This window comes from Serratia proteamaculans (genome assembly GCF_004684015.1).
Taxonomy (GTDB): Bacteria; Pseudomonadota; Gammaproteobacteria; order Enterobacterales; family Enterobacteriaceae; genus Serratia; species Serratia proteamaculans_F.
In genome coordinates this window covers 259,330-273,665 of sequence record NZ_SRIA01000018.1, presented here as the reverse complement: position 1 = coordinate 273,665, position 14,336 = coordinate 259,330, and the positions used below count along the sequence as shown (strand labels likewise).

General features: G+C 57.8%; 18 protein-coding genes. 14 read left to right on the top strand and 4 right to left on the bottom strand.

Features of this window, described 5'->3' with window-relative positions; all coding sequences use genetic code 11:
* Window positions 1-8: 8 nt before the first annotated feature.
* The 7 genes from cheR (at window position 9) to E5C26_RS15095 (ending at window position 6,863) form a co-directional block, all read left to right on the top strand.
* Window positions 9-881, top strand: coding sequence for a protein-glutamate O-methyltransferase CheR (cheR, locus tag E5C26_RS15125; protein ID WP_026142427.1), 873 nt, complete (start codon window positions 9-11; stop codon window positions 879-881).
* The gene (locus E5C26_RS15120; protein ID WP_135317043.1) at window positions 881-1,930 is read left to right on the top strand and encodes a protein-glutamate methylesterase/protein-glutamine glutaminase; all 1,050 of its coding nucleotides are present in this window, start codon (window positions 881-883) and stop codon (window positions 1,928-1,930) included. The genes cheR and E5C26_RS15120 overlap by 1 nt, the downstream gene beginning before the upstream one ends.
* Before the next feature lie 84 nt (window positions 1,931-2,014).
* Entirely contained in the window at window positions 2,015-2,404 is a 390-nt protein-coding gene (gene cheY, locus E5C26_RS15115) for a chemotaxis response regulator CheY (protein WP_012145701.1), read from the top strand.
* Between the two features lie 11 nt (window positions 2,405-2,415).
* Window positions 2,416-3,060, top strand: coding sequence for a protein phosphatase CheZ (gene cheZ, locus E5C26_RS15110; protein WP_135317042.1), 645 nt, complete (start codon window positions 2,416-2,418; stop codon window positions 3,058-3,060).
* A 176-nt stretch (window positions 3,061-3,236) separates the two neighbouring features.
* Entirely contained in the window at window positions 3,237-4,388 is a 1,152-nt protein-coding gene (gene flhB / locus E5C26_RS15105) for a flagellar biosynthesis protein FlhB (protein WP_135317041.1), read from the top strand.
* Window positions 4,381-6,459: a flagellar biosynthesis protein FlhA gene (gene flhA, locus E5C26_RS15100; RefSeq protein ID WP_135317040.1), complete on the top strand. Its 2,079-nt coding sequence runs from the start codon at window positions 4,381-4,383 to the stop codon at window positions 6,457-6,459. Before flhB ends, flhA begins: the two co-directional genes overlap by 8 nt.
* Entirely contained in the window at window positions 6,459-6,863 is a 405-nt protein-coding gene (locus E5C26_RS15095) for a flagellar protein FlhE (protein WP_135317039.1), read from the top strand. Before flhA ends, E5C26_RS15095 begins: the two co-directional genes overlap by 1 nt.
* Window positions 6,864-6,867: 4 nt before the next feature.
* Here E5C26_RS15095 and E5C26_RS15090 read toward each other — a convergent pair whose 3' ends face one another.
* From E5C26_RS15090 to flgA, 4 genes are all read right to left on the bottom strand, one after another.
* Window positions 6,868-7,170, bottom strand: a complete 303-nt coding sequence (locus tag E5C26_RS15090; RefSeq protein ID WP_135317038.1) for a helix-turn-helix domain-containing protein — start codon at window positions 7,168-7,170, stop codon at window positions 6,868-6,870.
* Between the two features lie 253 nt (window positions 7,171-7,423).
* Window positions 7,424-7,858 carry a flagella synthesis protein FlgN gene (locus tag E5C26_RS15085; protein ID WP_135317037.1) on the bottom strand — a complete coding sequence of 145 codons (435 nt, stop codon included), beginning with the start codon at window positions 7,856-7,858 and terminating at the stop codon, window positions 7,424-7,426.
* 47 nt (window positions 7,859-7,905) lie between these two features.
* Window positions 7,906-8,232 (bottom strand): flagellar biosynthesis anti-sigma factor FlgM, encoded by a 327-nt coding sequence (gene flgM / locus E5C26_RS15080; RefSeq protein ID WP_135317036.1) that lies wholly within the window; start codon window positions 8,230-8,232, stop codon window positions 7,906-7,908.
* A gap of 122 nt (window positions 8,233-8,354) precedes the next feature.
* Window positions 8,355-9,008 carry a flagellar basal body P-ring formation chaperone FlgA gene (gene flgA / locus E5C26_RS15075; protein WP_135317035.1) on the bottom strand — a complete coding sequence of 218 codons (654 nt, stop codon included), beginning with the start codon at window positions 9,006-9,008 and terminating at the stop codon, window positions 8,355-8,357.
* A 160-nt stretch (window positions 9,009-9,168) separates the two neighbouring features.
* Between flgA and flgB the strand changes: the two genes are divergently transcribed.
* The 7 genes from flgB to flgH all read left to right on the top strand — a co-directional run bounded on the left by flgB (window position 9,169) and on the right by flgH (window position 14,335).
* Window positions 9,169-9,582: a flagellar basal body rod protein FlgB gene (gene flgB / locus E5C26_RS15070; RefSeq protein WP_135317034.1), complete on the top strand. Its 414-nt coding sequence runs from the start codon at window positions 9,169-9,171 to the stop codon at window positions 9,580-9,582.
* 5 nt (window positions 9,583-9,587) lie between these two features.
* Entirely contained in the window at window positions 9,588-9,992 is a 405-nt protein-coding gene (gene flgC / locus E5C26_RS15065) for a flagellar basal body rod protein FlgC (protein ID WP_135317033.1), read from the top strand.
* A gap of 12 nt (window positions 9,993-10,004) precedes the next feature.
* The gene (gene flgD / locus E5C26_RS15060; protein WP_135317032.1) at window positions 10,005-10,682 is read left to right on the top strand and encodes a flagellar hook assembly protein FlgD; all 678 of its coding nucleotides are present in this window, start codon (window positions 10,005-10,007) and stop codon (window positions 10,680-10,682) included.
* A 70-nt stretch (window positions 10,683-10,752) separates the two neighbouring features.
* Window positions 10,753-11,976, top strand: coding sequence for a flagellar hook protein FlgE (gene flgE / locus E5C26_RS15055; protein WP_135317031.1), 1,224 nt, complete (start codon window positions 10,753-10,755; stop codon window positions 11,974-11,976).
* A gap of 12 nt (window positions 11,977-11,988) precedes the next feature.
* Window positions 11,989-12,744 (top strand): flagellar basal body rod protein FlgF, encoded by a 756-nt coding sequence (locus E5C26_RS15050; protein ID WP_135317030.1) that lies wholly within the window; start codon window positions 11,989-11,991, stop codon window positions 12,742-12,744.
* 18 nt (window positions 12,745-12,762) lie between these two features.
* Window positions 12,763-13,545, top strand: a complete 783-nt coding sequence (gene flgG / locus E5C26_RS15045; RefSeq protein ID WP_012145687.1) for a flagellar basal-body rod protein FlgG — start codon at window positions 12,763-12,765, stop codon at window positions 13,543-13,545.
* Between the two features lie 88 nt (window positions 13,546-13,633).
* On the top strand, window positions 13,634-14,335 hold the full coding sequence (gene flgH, locus E5C26_RS15040) for a flagellar basal body L-ring protein FlgH (RefSeq protein WP_012145686.1): 702 nt from the start codon (window positions 13,634-13,636) through the stop codon (window positions 14,333-14,335).
* The last annotated feature ends 1 nt before the right edge of the window (window position 14,336 follow it).

Here is a 14,336-nt window from a genome sequence, read left to right as displayed (position 1 = left end):
GACATGGTATGAAGCCGGCACCCTCGACCCCTAACCGGGACCCTGCGACCTTATTGACGCAGATGGTGCAGCGTCTGCCGTTGCTGGATGTGCATTTCCGCCGTATCAGCCAGCTGATTTACCAGCGCGCCGGTATCGTGCTGGCAGAGCACAAACGCGAGATGGTTTACAACCGTTTGGTACGACGTCTGCGACTGTTGGGTCTGAACGATTTTGGTGACTATCTGGCGCTATTGGAAAGCGATCCGAACAGCGCCGAATGGCAGGCGTTTATCAATGCGCTGACCACCAACCTGACGGCTTTTTTCCGCGAAGCGCATCACTTCCCGATCCTGGCAGAGCATGCGCGTTCACGGCCGAATGGTTATTGCGTGTGGAGCACTGCGGCATCGACCGGTGAAGAACCTTACTCGATCGCCATCACGCTCAGTGAAGTGCTGGGGCAACGTGCCACCGGTTGCCAGGTGTGGGCCAGTGACATCGATACCCAGGTACTGGAAAAGGCCGAAGCGGGGGTTTATCGCCAGGAAGACTTGCGCACCCTGACGCCGACGCAGATGCAGCGTTATTTCCTGCGCGGCACCGGGCCGCATCAGGGATTGGTGCGGGTGCGACCGGAGCTGGCGGGGCGGGTGAATTTTCAGTCGCTCAATCTGTTGGCCCCTGAATGGGCACTGCCGGGGCAATTTGACGCCATTTTCTGCCGCAACGTGATGATCTATTTCGACAAGGCGACACAGGAGCGCATTCTGCGTCGCTTCGTGCCCTTGCTTAAACCGGGGGGCCTGATGTTTGCCGGGCACTCCGAGAACTTCAGCCAGATCAGCCGGGATTTCTACTTGCGTGGGCAGACCGTGTATGGCCTGACCAAGGAGAGGTAATGAATAAAATCAGAGTATTGTGCGTGGACGACTCGGCCCTGATGCGGCAGTTGATGACCGAAATTGTCAACAGTCACCCTGATATGGAGATGGTGGCGAGCGCGCCGGATCCGCTGGTCGCACGCGATCTGATCAAAAAGTTTAATCCGCAGGTGCTGACGCTGGACGTTGAAATGCCGCGCATGGATGGCCTCGACTTCCTTGAGAAACTGATGCGTCTGCGGCCGATGCCGGTGGTGATGGTGTCGTCACTGACGGGCAAAGGGTCAGAAATTACGCTGCGCGCGCTGGAGCTGGGGGCGGTGGATTTCGTCACCAAACCGCAGTTGGGAATTCGTGAAGGCATGCTGGCCTACAGCGAACTGATTGCCGAGAAAATCCGCACGGCGGCCAAGGCGCGGCTACCACAGCGTTCCACTAGCCCAGCCCCGGCGATCCTCAGTCACGCACCGCTGTTGAGCAGTGAAAAACTGATCGCCATCGGCGCCTCTACTGGCGGAACGGAAGCTATTCGCCAGGTGTTGCAGCCGCTACCGGCCACCAGCCCGGCGTTATTGATCACCCAGCATATGCCACCGGGCTTTACCCGTTCGTTTGCCGAACGGCTGAACAAGCTATGTCAGATCACGGTGAAAGAGGCCGAGGACGGCGAACGCGTGCTGCCGGGCCATGCCTATATCGCACCGGGCGATCGCCATCTGGAATTGTCACGCAGCGGGGCGAATTACCAGGTGAAACTGCATGATGGTCCGCCGGTCAACCGCCACCGGCCTTCGGTGGACGTGCTGTTCCGCTCGGTTGCGCAGTACGCCGGGCGCAATGCCGTGGGCGTGATCCTGACCGGCATGGGCAATGACGGCGCGATGGGCATGCTGGAAATGCATCGTGCCGGTGCTTATACCCTGGCGCAGAACGAAGCCAGTTGCGTGGTGTTCGGTATGCCGCGCGAGGCGATTGCCACCGGTGGCGTCAACGAAGTGGTAGAGCTGGATCGCATGAGCCAACGCATGCTGGCGCAAATTGCCGGTGGTCAAGCATTACGTATTTGATTTTATGCCCTTTTTACAGGGCTATCGCTAATGGCCGCCGCGAGGTGGCCGTTGTTTTGAATAATTTAAAGGTTGGGAATAAAAATGGCAGACAAGAGCCTCAAGTTTCTGGTGGTCGATGATTTTTCCACTATGCGTCGCATCGTCAGAAACTTGCTGAAAGAGTTGGGATTCAACAACGTTGAAGAAGCCGAGGACGGTGCGGACGCACTGAACAAACTGCGTGCCGGTGATTTCGACTTTGTGGTCTCCGACTGGAACATGCCGAACATGGACGGCCTGGAGCTGTTGCAAACCATTCGTGCCGACGGCGCGTTGGCGAGCATGCCGGTATTGATGGTCACGGCGGAAGCCAAGAAAGAAAACATTATCGCGGCGGCGCAGGCCGGTGCCAGCGGTTACGTGGTGAAACCTTTTACGGCGGCAACGCTGGAAGAAAAGCTCAACAAGATCTTTGAAAAACTGGGCATGTAAGGAGAGGGGCGATGAGAGACATTCCAATGCCTGCCAGCGATGCGGCAACCGCGGGAGAGATTATCTCCCGCATTGGCCAACTGACGCGCATGTTGCGCGACAGCATGCGCGAACTGGGGCTTGATCAGGCGATCGCCCAGGCGGCAGAGGCAATCCCGGATGCACGCGATCGTCTGGATTACGTGGTCACCATGACGGCGCAGGCAGCGGAACGGGCGTTGAACTGTGTGGAAGCCGCGCAGCCGCGTCAGGCGGCGCTGGAGTCAGAGGCCAAGGCATTAAAAGGCCGCTGGGACGACTGGTTCGCCGATCCGATCGAACTGGACGACGCGCGCGAACTGGTCACCGACACCCGCCAGTACCTGGAGCAGGTGCCGGAACATACGGCATTCACCAATGCCCAGTTGCTGGAAATCATGATGGCACAGGACTTCCAGGATCTGACCGGTCAGGTGATCAAGCGCATGATGGATGTGGTGCAGGAGATTGAAAAACAGTTGCTGATGGTGCTGATGGAAAACATTCCTGAACAGCCGGCGAAAGAGAAAAAGCCGAACGACAGCCTGCTCAATGGCCCGCAGCTCGACCAGAACGGTGCCGGTGTAATAGCCAACCAGGCACAGGTGGACGACCTGCTCGACAGCCTCGGTTTCTGATGTTCTCTGGGGCGCGGCTTTGCTGCGTCCCAGGTATCAGAAAGGGTTTTAACGTTTCACCATTCACTCATCCCGCAAATAACCCGCCTTTTTCCCCGCTGTTCCATCAATGAAATCCGTGATTTTTTGGCATGCTGGCGGCAATTTTATTCCCTCCCGGCACAGGAAGCGCATCCGTGGCTGAAGACAGCGATCTGGAAAAGAGCGAGGCCCCCACACCCCACCGGGTGGAAAAGGCACGTGAAGATGGCCAGATCCCGCGTTCGCGCGAGTTGACGTCGGTGTTGATGCTGGTGGCGGGCTTATCGATCATCTGGATTGCCGGCAGCAATATGTCGCACCAGTTGGCGATGATGCTGACGCAGGGCCTGAATTTCGATCACAGCATGGTCAGCAACGATAAACAGATGCTGCGCCAGTTGGGGATGCTGTTACGCCAGGCGGTATGGGCGCTGTTGCCGGTGATGGCGGGGCTGACGCTGGTGGCCATCACCGCGCCGATGCTGTTGGGCGGCCTGCTGCTCAGCGGTAAATCGCTCAAGTTCGATTTAAAGCGCATGAATCCCTTGTCCGGGCTAAAACGGATCTTTTCCAGTCAGGTGCTGGCGGAGCTGCTGAAGGGCATCCTGAAGGCGACACTGGTGGGCTGGGTCACCGGTTTATACCTGTGGCACAACTGGGCAGCGATGCTGCACCTGATAACCCAGCAACCACTTGATGCGCTCGGCAATGCGCTGCAGATGATCATCTTTTGCGGTTTGCTGGTGGTGCTGGCGCTAACGCCGATGGTGGCGTTTGACGTGTTTTACCAGCTGTGGAGCCACTTCAAAAAGTTGAAGATGACCAAGCAGGACATCCGCGACGAGTTCAAGGACCAGGAGGGCGATCCGCACGTTAAAGGGCGTATTCGCCAACAGCAGCGTGCCATAGCCCGGCGGCGCATGATGGCCGACGTGCCGAAGGCCGACGTTATCGTCACCAACCCAACTCATTACGCCGTCGCACTGCAGTACAACGACAAAAAAATGAGCGCGCCGAAGGTGCTGGCCAAGGGGGCCGGCGAAATTGCGCTGCGTATCCGCGAACTGGGTACGGAACACCGCATTCCCATGCTGGAGGCGCCGCCGCTGGCACGTGCGCTGTATCGACACAGCGAAATTGGACAACACATTCCCGCCACCCTGTACGCCGCCGTGGCCGAAGTTCTGGCCTGGGTTTACCAGCTAAGACGCTGGCGGCGCGAAGGCGGGCTGATCCCGAAAAAACCTGAACGTTTACCGGTGCCGGAAGCACTGGATTTTGCTGGAGAAAGTGACACTAATGGCTAATTTGGCCGCCTTGCTTCGTTTGCCGGGCAGTTTTAAAGATACACAGTGGCAGGTATTGGCCGGCCCGATACTGATTCTGATGATCCTGTCGATGATGGTGCTGCCGTTGCCGGCATTTATCCTCGATCTGTTGTTCACCTTCAATATTGCCTTGTCGATCATGGTGCTGCTGGTCGCGATGTTTACCCAGCGCACGCTGGAATTTGCCGCATTCCCCACCATCTTGCTGTTCTCGACCTTACTGCGCCTGTCGCTCAACGTAGCTTCGACGCGCATCATCCTGATGGAAGGGCATACCGGCTCCGCCGCTGCCGGGCGTGTGGTAGAAGCCTTCGGCCACTTCCTGGTAGGCGGTAACTTCGCCATCGGTATTGTGGTGTTTATCATTCTGGTGCTGATCAACTTTATGGTGATCACCAAGGGTGCCGGACGTATCGCCGAAGTCGGCGCGCGTTTTGTGCTGGACGGTATGCCGGGCAAGCAGATGGCGATCGATGCCGATCTCAACGCCGGTTTGATCGGTGAAGAAGAAGCGAAAAAACGCCGTTCTGAAGTCACGCAGGAGGCCGACTTCTACGGCTCGATGGACGGTGCCAGTAAGTTCGTTCGTGGTGATGCGGTCGCCGGCCTGATGATCATGATACTGAACGTGGTCGGGGGTCTGCTGGTCGGGGTGATCCAGCACGGGATGGAAGTGGGTACGGCGGCGGAAACCTATACCTTGCTGACTATCGGTGACGGTTTGGTGGCGCAGATCCCGGCATTGGTTATTTCGACCGCGGCCGGCGTTATCGTGACCCGCGTGGCGACTGATCAGGACGTTGGCGAACAAATGGTCGGCCAACTGTTCAACAATCCGCGCGTCATGTTGCTCAGCGCCGCCGTGCTCGGCCTGCTTGGTATGGTGCCGGGGATGCCGAACCTGGTCTTCCTGCTGTTCACCGCCGGGCTGTTGGGATTGGCCTGGTGGCTGCGTGGGCGGGATCAGCAAGCCCCCAAAGAGCAGGAGGCGCCGATAACGCAGGATAACCCGCAGGCCGTGGAAGCCAGTTGGTCTGACGTACAGTTGGAAGATCCGCTGGGTATGGAAGTCGGTTACCGATTGATCCCGATGGTGGATTTCCAGCAGAACGGCGAACTGCTCGGCCGTATCCGCGGCATCCGTAAAAAGTTTGCGCAGGAGATGGGTTACCTGCCGCCGGTGGTGCATATTCGCGACAATCTGGAATTGCCGCCTGCCAGTTACCGCATTCTGATGAAGGGGGTAGAGATCGGCAACGGTGAAGCGCAGCCTGGACGTTGGCTGGCAATTAACCCCGGCAACGCGGTAGGTGAATTGGCGGGGGATAAAACCACCGATCCGGCGTTTGGGCTGGAAGCGGTATGGATTGACAGCGCGCTGCGTGAGCAGGCGCAGATCCAGGGCTTTACCGTGGTAGAAGCCAGCACCGTGGTAGCAACCCACCTGAATCATTTGATTGGTCAGTTCGCCAGCGAGCTGTTTGGTCGACAGGAAACGCAGCAGCTGTTGGATCGCGTAGCGCAGGATATGCCGAAACTGACCGAAGATTTCGTGCCGGGCGTGGTGACGCTGACCACCTTGCACAAGGTGTTGCAGAACCTGCTGACTGAACGGGTTTCGATCCGCGATATGCGCACCATTATCGAAACTCTGGCGGAGCATGCACCGACACAAACCGATCCCTATGAACTGACGACCGTGGTACGGGTTGCGTTGGGACGGGCCATCACCCAGCAGTGGTTCCCGGGCAACGGTGAAATTCAGGTCATTGGTCTGGACACCCAGCTTGAGCGCCTGTTATTGCAGGCATTGCAGGGCGGTGGTGGTCTGGAGCCAGGGCTGGCGGACCGTCTGCTGGATCAGGCCAAACAGGCGTTACAGCGTCAGGAAATGCTCAGTGCGCCACCGGTGCTGCTGGTGAATCATGCACTGCGGGCCTTGCTGGCACGCTTCCTGCGCCGTAGCCTGCCGCAACTGGTGGTGCTGTCGAATCTGGAAATCAACGACGACCGCCAAATCCGCATGACCTCGACCATTGGGGCCGCATAATGAAATACAGCATGGCGGTAATCTGCCTGTTGGCTCCGCTGAGCTTGCAGGCGGCGTCCGGTTCCTGGGTAGCCGACAGCGTCGGCGCCACGCTGGAACATGGCGGAGAGCGGGGAGAATCACCAGGGCTGCGTGCACCTAACGAGTTACCGAATGCCAATGCGCGTATTACCAGCGTCAGTTGGCGTTACCGGTTGCTGGCCGCCGAACCGGCCGGTATGCAGGTGCAGCTTTGTACCCAGACCCGCTGCATTGCGCTGAGCGGCGGCAGTGGCAGTAGCACCGGGTTGCAGGGCGAATCGGCGAACGCCGAACTGCGTTTTGTTTATTACGTGCAGGCGCGCGGCAGTTTGAACCCGCCGCTGCGGGTGATCAGCAATCAGGTGATTGTCAATTACCAGTAATGGTTTAGGCGAGGATCGCCAGGCCGTTGCGGTCGACCAGCGAAAGCAGTTTCATTGCGGCGGAGTTGGGGACGGCTTCGCCACGCTCCCAGGCTTCGATCTCTTCATAATCAACATTCAGATAGGCAGAAAAGGTGTGCGAGCTGACTTTTTCACGCTTGCGCAACCGTTTGATTTGATTGGGACTGTAGTGTTTAACTCTTTTCTTGCACAGCAGTTCAAAGCCACCCATGGTCGCTTCGTCCAAAAAACCACCGTCGTACAGACTTTTCATTTCCTGATGAATCTCAGCGAGTATCTTGCTCATAATAAATCTTCCTTAATTCATTACATGGTAGATATTCAATTTTTACACTCCCTGTGCACGCTATACCTACCTTGGGTAGATTTCAAGCGATTAACCATTGAGCGCAGTATGACGGGTGTTTTGCAGGCTGAGAAGCTGTGATTCTCTGAGCTGCGAAGAGCCTCGCGTCAGGGTTTTGAGTTTTCGGCAAGGTGAAAAAAAATTGCGAGGCAGGCTGTAAAGTGAAGGGGCTTTTTGCCCCGTTCAGCAGGATCTAAACGCCGATTTTTCGGCCCAACAGGCTGGCGTTACGCGACTGGCCATCCGGGCCGTACAGCGATTTGTTTTGCTTGCTCAGGATCGCCAGCGCCTGGGCGTTGTGGTCGATCTGCTGATTGAGCAGCATGCCGTTATGCTGGTTTTTTTCCCGCAGCAATTGGCTGAGCGCCTGCACTTGTTGCCAAGCGTCTGCCAGAGGCGGGTGAGCGGAATAGGGCGCCTGTTGTCCCTGCGCCTTTTCCAACTGCAGTCGCTGTTGTTCCAGGTAGTTTACCGTGGCCAGCAGTTGGCTCTTGGCATCGGTGGCACGTTGCAGCGCCACGCCCGGCAATTGGCCGGAGCACAGCAAATGATGTTCTTCCGCCAGCACCGTATCCAGTGCTCGCAGGGTTTCCAGCAGCTTATTAATCAGTTGCGCCAGATTTTCCATGACGATAAATCACCTTTCAAAGAGTTCCCAGGTGGTTAACCCGAGGGTTAGCCCTTTGGCGTTGGGTTGCCGTTCGACATCCACTGGGCATCGCTTTGCGCGTCCTGCAGCAGTGCATCGGCAATTTTACCGGCATCCATTTTCAGCTCACCGTTACGGATCGCCTGTTTGATGGCGTCCACCCGGTTCATATCAATATCCTGCGTTCCCGGTTGCATCAGGCGAGCTTGCGCGTCGCTCAATTTTACCTGGGTGCCGCTGACGGTGTTTTCAGTCTGGACGGCTTTACGTGGCTGAAGTGGATTCTCCGCCGGCGTCTCACGCGGTTGCACCGTGGGAACGGGTTGCAGCCGCTGGGTGCGATCGATACTCATGGTCAATCTCCATCAATGCCGTCACCTGGCAGGCAATGGCTGATACTTTTTGTGGCCCTGGCGGCCAGTAAAATACTGCTTATGATTTTATTATCGGCAGGTTTTGAGAAACCTTTACCTGTTTATAACCTAATGCGAATTGCGCCGTCGTCACCGACAATACCGTTAACAATTTGCCCAGAGGACATGCGCACGCGGACGCTATCTTCTGTGGCGGCGTTGTTCATCGCCTTGCCCGATCCGCTGATGTTAAATCCTTCCCCCTGCGCGGTCACCTGCACCGCCTGACCGGCCTTGATCACCCAGGCGCGGCGCAGCATGGCCAGGGTCAGTGGCTGGCCGGGGCTGATATTGCGCAGGCTGACGGCGCCCAGAGCCTTGCCGGCTTCAGACAGCGTACGGGGGGGCAGCGTATCGAGCCGGCCACTTTTCAACTTGATATCCGCCGCCGTCAGCTTGCTGCCGGCATTGACTGAGCGAGCCGACACCAGGTATTTGCCGATCACCTGAACCTGCGTCTGGATAAAACGCCGTTCCTGTCCACAGCGCGCCGAAATACTGATGTTACCCCAACGGCGGGCATTGGAGGCGAGAGAAAGCTGTGGAAATTCGCACGGTGGCCACAGGGTCGCAGGCGTGCGCACCAGCACTTTAACCTGCACCGGACTGCCGCTGAATTGGCTGGTGACGAAGCTTTCAATCTGCGCCGCCAGATCCTCGGCCCGTGCGTTCAGGCTGCACAGCAGCGCTGCCAACAGCAGCATTTTACCTTTCATCTTCGCTTCCACCACAACCATCAGGATACGCGTAAGTGTACCCGGACTGTGTTCAGGCTAAGCAGATAAATAGCGACGCATTTTGCTCTTATTCCCACGATAGGCTGGCGGAAGGGGCGTTTATGCTGTCGGCTCCAAATTCTAACCTCGCGGAGGGAGCATGATCGACAAACTGGACGCTGCTCTGCGCTTTGGTCAAGAGGCGCTGAACCTGCGCGCCCAGCGGCAGGAAATTCTGGCCGCCAACATCGCCAACGCAGACACCCCGGGCTATCAGGCGCGGGACATCGATTTCGCCGGCCAATTGAACAAGGTGCTGGAACAGGGCCGCGTCAGCGGCAGTGGCATTGCGCTGAACATGACGTCCGCGCGCCACATTCCGGCGCAGAACATGCAGCCGCCACAGCTCGACTTGCTGTTCCGCGTGCCGGATCAGCCGTCTATGGACGGCAATACGGTGGACATGGATCGCGAACGCACCAACTTCGCCGATAACAGCCTGAAATATCAGACCGACCTGACGCTGCTCAACGGTCAGATCAAAGGGATGATGTCAGTGTTACAACAAGGATAAGGCGCATGTCGCTACTGAATATTTTTGATATCTCCGGCTCGGCGCTGTCAGCCCAGTCGCAACGCATGAACGTCAGCGCCAGCAACATGGCCAACGCCGACAGCGTCACCGGCCCGGATGGCCAGCCTTATCGCGCCAAACAGGTGGTGTTTGAAGTCGCTGCCGGTGCCGGGCAGCCGACCGGGGGCGTACGCGTAGCGCAGATGGTTGACGACCCGGCACCGGAGCGTCTGGTTTACCAACCGGGTAACCCGTTGGCGGACGGCAAAGGCTACGTGCGTATGCCGAACGTGGATGTGGTGGGGGAAATGGTCAATACCATTTCCGCTTCCCGCAGCTATCAGGCCAACGTCGAGGTGCTCAACACCACCAAGTCGATGATGATGAAAACCCTGACGCTGGGTCAATAACCGGAGCTTGCCATGGCCATTGCCGCAACAACCAATGAATCGCTGGATAACAGCGTCATCGGCGCTAACGCCAAAAACAACACCAGCCAGGATCTGAGCAACAGCTTCCTGACGCTGCTGGTAGCGCAGTTGAAGAACCAGGATCCGACCAACCCGATGCAGAACAATGAACTGACCAGCCAATTGGCGCAGATCAACACCGTTCAGGGCATCGAGAAACTCAATACCACGCTGGGCTCGATTTCCGGCCAGATCAACAGCAATCAGTCCCTGCAGGCCAGCGCCCTGATCGGTCACGGCGTGATGGTTCCCGGCAGCAACATCCTGGCCGGCAGCAAAGACGGCAAGGTCAGCACCACGCCGTTTGGTGTGGAACTGGAGCGTGCGGCCGACTCGGTAACCGCCACCATTACTGATGCCACCGGCAAAGCGGTACGCACTATCGAACTCGGTGGTTTGACCGCCGGGGTGCATTCGTTTAGCTGGGACGGTTCGATGACGGACGGCACCACCGCACCCGACGGAGCCTACAGCTTCACCATCAACGCCAAGGGTAACGGTGAGCAGTTGGTGGCGCGCAGCCTGCACTTTGGCATGGTCAATGGCGTTATCCGCGACGCGAACGGCGCGAAGCTGGATCTGGGCCTGGCGGGGAGCACCACGCTGGAAGAAGTCCGCCAAATTCTTTAATTCGTTTTTTTATTTCACCTATTCACAGGGCGTTATCGGACGATAGCCTAAACATTATTCGGAGATTGACATGGCCTTTTCTCAGGCAGTAAGCGGCTTGAACGCAGCAGCAACCAATCTGGACGTGATCGGTAACAACATCGCTAACTCCGCCACTTCCGGTTTTAAATCAGGCACCGTTTCCTTTGCCGACATGTTCGCCGGTTCGCAGGTAGGGTTGGGCGTCAAGGTTGCGGGCATCACCCAGAACTTTAAGGGCGGCACCACCACCGGGACCAGCCGTGCGCTGGACGTGGCGATTTCCGGCAACGGTTTTTTCCGCATGCAGGACCAGGACGGTGGCGTGTTCTACAGCCGTAACGGCCAGTTCAAGCTGGATGAAAACCGCAACCTGACCAACATGCAGGGTCTGCAGTTGACCGGTTATCCGGCTGCCGGCACGCCGCCGACCATTCAGCAGGGCGCCAACCCGGTGCCATTGAGCATTCCTGAAGGCATGATGAACGCCAAGGCGTCTACCTCCGGCACCATGGTAACCAACCTGAAATCCACCCATAAGGTACCGGACAACAAGACCTTCGATCCGACCAAGCAGGATTCTTATAACTACGTCAACACCATCACTGCCTACGACTCATTGGGTAATGCGCATAACATCAATGCCTACTTCGTGAAGACTGACGAAAACCAATGGCAGGTGTATACCCAGGATGGCTCCGCTGCGGCTGTCGATGCCGGCACCATGACCTTTGATACCAGCGGCAACCTGACCGGCACCACCAGTAAACAAGGCACCGCCGCCGAGTTCAGCATGCTGATCCCGATGTCCGCCAAAGACGGTGCTCCGGCGCAGAACCTCAGCCTGAGCTTTGCCAAGAGCATGCAGCAGAGCGTCAGCGCCGACTCGGTCAGCAAGGTATCGCAAGACGGCTATGGTGCCGGTGAGTACACCAATTTCCAGATTAACAACGACGGTACGGTGGTGGGCATCTATTCCAACCAGCAGACTCAGGTGCTGGGGCAGATTGTGATGGCCAACTTCTCCAACCCGGAAGGCCTCTCCTCGCAGGGCGATAACGTCTGGCAGGAAACCGGTGCATCGGGCCAGCCGCGTGTGGGTATTGCGGGCGGCGGTGGTTTCGGCAAGTTGACCAGCGGCGCGTTGGAAGCCTCCAACGTCGATCTGAGCCAGGAGTTGGTGAATATGATTGTTGCTCAGCGTAACTACCAGTCGAACGCCCAGACCATCAAAACGCAGGATTCGATCCTGCAAACGCTGGTCAGCCTGCGCTAATAGGATTGATTTATGGATCACGCGATTTATACCGCGATGGGTGCGGCGCGGCAGACGCTGGAGCAGCAATCGGTGACTGCCAACAACCTGGCTAATGCCTCGACGCCGGGTTTCCGTGCTCAGCTTTCGGCGCTGCGTGCGGTGCCGGTAGACGGGCCAAGCCTGCCGACGCGTACGCTGGTTACCGCGTCAACGCCGGGTGCCGACATGAGCCAGGGGGCGCTGAACTATACCGCGCGCCCGCTGGACGTGGCGTTGCAGCAAGACGGTTTTCTGGCGGTCAGCCTGCCGGACGGCACTGAAGCCTACACCCGCAACGGCAATCTTCAGATTTCCTCCACCGGGCAACTGACGGTGCAGGGGCGGCCGGTGATGGGCGATGGCGGGCCGATTGAGGTGCCGCCGTCGGCAGAGATCACCATTGCCGCCGACGGGACCATTTCGGCACTGAATGCGGGCGATCCGCCGAATACCCTCGCACAGATTGGTCGGCTGAAACTGGTCAAGGCCGACGCGCGCGAAGTTATGCGTGGTGATGACGGTTTGTTCCGTCTGACGCCGGAAACCCAGCAGCAACGTGGTAATCAGTTACCGAACGATCCTTTGGTGCGGGTCATGCCGGGGGTGCTGGAAGGCAGCAACGTCAAGCCGATGGAAACCATGGTCGACATGATTGCCAACGCCCGCCGCTTTGAAATGCAGATGAAGGTCATCCACAGCGTGGATGAAAATGAACAACGCGCCAACTCGTTGTTATCAATGAGTTAAGCCGCAAGGAAATAGCCCATGATCCCATCTTTATGGATTGCCAAAACCGGTCTGGACGCGCAGCAGACCAATATGGACGTGATTGCCAACAACCTGGCCAACGTCAGCACCAACGGTTTCAAACGCCAGCGTGCAGTGTTTGAAGATCTGCTGTACCAAACCATGCGCCAGCCGGGGGCGCAGTCCTCCGAGCAGACTACGCTGCCGTCCGGTTTGCAGATTGGTACCGGTGTGCGTCCGGTGGCGACCGAGCGCCTGCACAGCCAGGGCAATCTGTCGCAGACCAATAACAGCAAAGACATCGCCATCAAGGGGCAAGGCTTTTTCCAGGTGATGATGCCGGACGGCACCCTGGCCTACACCCGCGACGGATCGTTCCAGCGAGATCAGAACGGTCAACTGGTGACCGCCAGCGGCTTCCAGGTACAACCGGCGATCATCATTCCGGCCAATGCTCTGAGCATCACCGTAGGCCGCGACGGCATTGTCAGCGTCACCCAGCAGGGCCAGACCGCAGCCCAGCAGGTAGGCCAACTGACGCTGACCACCTTTATCAACGACAGCGGCCTGGAAAGCATGGGCGAGAATCTGTACCAGGAGACCGAGAGCTCAGGCGCGCCGAACGAGAGTACGCCAGGGTTAAACGGGGCCGGTCTGCTGTATCAGGGCTATGTGGAAACCTCCAACGTCAATGTGGCGGAAGAGCTGGTCAATATGATCCAGACCCAGCGTGCTTATGAAATCAACAGCAAAGCGGTATCGACCTCCGATCAGATGCTGCAAAAACTGACGCAACTGTAATTGACGGGCGCGGCTGCGCCCGTCAGACAGCTAACAAACCTCAAGATTTTGTGAAACAAAGGCGATACCCGTGGTAACCACAACTCTGATGGCAAACGTGCCGCCGCAAGGCAAACGCTGGTTGGCGGCGATGGTGATGCTGACGCTGGGCGGCTGTGCTTATATTCCGCATAAACCGCTGGTGGATGGCACGACCACGGCGCAACCGGCTCCGGCGGGCGCACCGGTACCGAACGGCTCGATTTTCCAGACGGTACAACCGATGAACTACGGCTATCAGCCTCTGTTTGAAGACCGCCGCCCGCGTAATGTCGGCGACACCCTGACCATCGCACTGCAGGAAAACGTCAGCGCCAGCAAAAGTTCTTCCGCCAATGCCAGCCGCAATGGTGCCAGCAAGTTTGGCGTTGCCACTGCACCGCGCTATCTCGATGGCCTGCTGGGCAATGCGCGTGCCGACATGGAGATGTCCGGCGACAGCACCTTCGGCGGCAAGGGCGGAGCCAATGCCAACAATACCTTTAACGGCACCATTACCGTCACGGTCAATCAGGTGCTGGTTAACGGCAATCTGCACGTGGTCGGCGAAAAACAGATCGCCATCAACCAGGGCACCGAGTTCATTCGTTTCTCCGGGGTAGTGAATCCGCGCACCATCAGCGGCAGTAACTCGGTCACTTCTACTCAGGTGGCAGATGCGCGCATTGAATACGTCGGTAACGGCTATATCAACGAGGCGCAGACCATGGGTTGGTTGCAACGCTTCTTCTTAAATGTCTCACCGTTCTAAG

Bases quoted from the DNA above. Each gene is read 5' to 3' on its own strand.
- flgM (WP_135317036.1), bottom strand. From the start codon at position 8,232: ATGAGTATCGATCGCACCCAGCGGCTGCAACCCGTTCCCACGGTGCAA.
- flgG (WP_012145687.1), top strand. From the start codon at position 12,763: ATGATCCCATCTTTATGGATTGCCAAAACCGGTCTGGACGCGCAGCAG.
- cheR (WP_026142427.1), top strand. From the start codon at position 9: ATGAAGCCGGCACCCTCGACCCCTAACCGGGACCCTGCGACCTTATTG.
- E5C26_RS15120 (WP_135317043.1), top strand. From the start codon at position 881: ATGAATAAAATCAGAGTATTGTGCGTGGACGACTCGGCCCTGATGCGG.
- flgB (WP_135317034.1), top strand. From the start codon at position 9,169: ATGATCGACAAACTGGACGCTGCTCTGCGCTTTGGTCAAGAGGCGCTG.
- flgA (WP_135317035.1), bottom strand. From the start codon at position 9,008: ATGAAAGGTAAAATGCTGCTGTTGGCAGCGCTGCTGTGCAGCCTGAAC.
- cheZ (WP_135317042.1), top strand. From the start codon at position 2,416: ATGAGAGACATTCCAATGCCTGCCAGCGATGCGGCAACCGCGGGAGAG.
- flgE (WP_135317031.1), top strand. From the start codon at position 10,753: ATGGCCTTTTCTCAGGCAGTAAGCGGCTTGAACGCAGCAGCAACCAAT.
- flhA (WP_135317040.1), top strand. From the start codon at position 4,381: ATGGCTAATTTGGCCGCCTTGCTTCGTTTGCCGGGCAGTTTTAAAGAT.
- cheY (WP_012145701.1), top strand. From the start codon at position 2,015: ATGGCAGACAAGAGCCTCAAGTTTCTGGTGGTCGATGATTTTTCCACT.
- E5C26_RS15050 (WP_135317030.1), top strand. From the start codon at position 11,989: ATGGATCACGCGATTTATACCGCGATGGGTGCGGCGCGGCAGACGCTG.
- E5C26_RS15090 (WP_135317038.1), bottom strand. From the start codon at position 7,170: ATGAGCAAGATACTCGCTGAGATTCATCAGGAAATGAAAAGTCTGTAC.
- flgD (WP_135317032.1), top strand. From the start codon at position 10,005: ATGGCCATTGCCGCAACAACCAATGAATCGCTGGATAACAGCGTCATC.
- E5C26_RS15085 (WP_135317037.1), bottom strand. From the start codon at position 7,858: ATGGAAAATCTGGCGCAACTGATTAATAAGCTGCTGGAAACCCTGCGA.
- flgC (WP_135317033.1), top strand. From the start codon at position 9,588: ATGTCGCTACTGAATATTTTTGATATCTCCGGCTCGGCGCTGTCAGCC.
- E5C26_RS15095 (WP_135317039.1), top strand. From the start codon at position 6,459: ATGAAATACAGCATGGCGGTAATCTGCCTGTTGGCTCCGCTGAGCTTG.
- flgH (WP_012145686.1), top strand. From the start codon at position 13,634: ATGGCAAACGTGCCGCCGCAAGGCAAACGCTGGTTGGCGGCGATGGTG.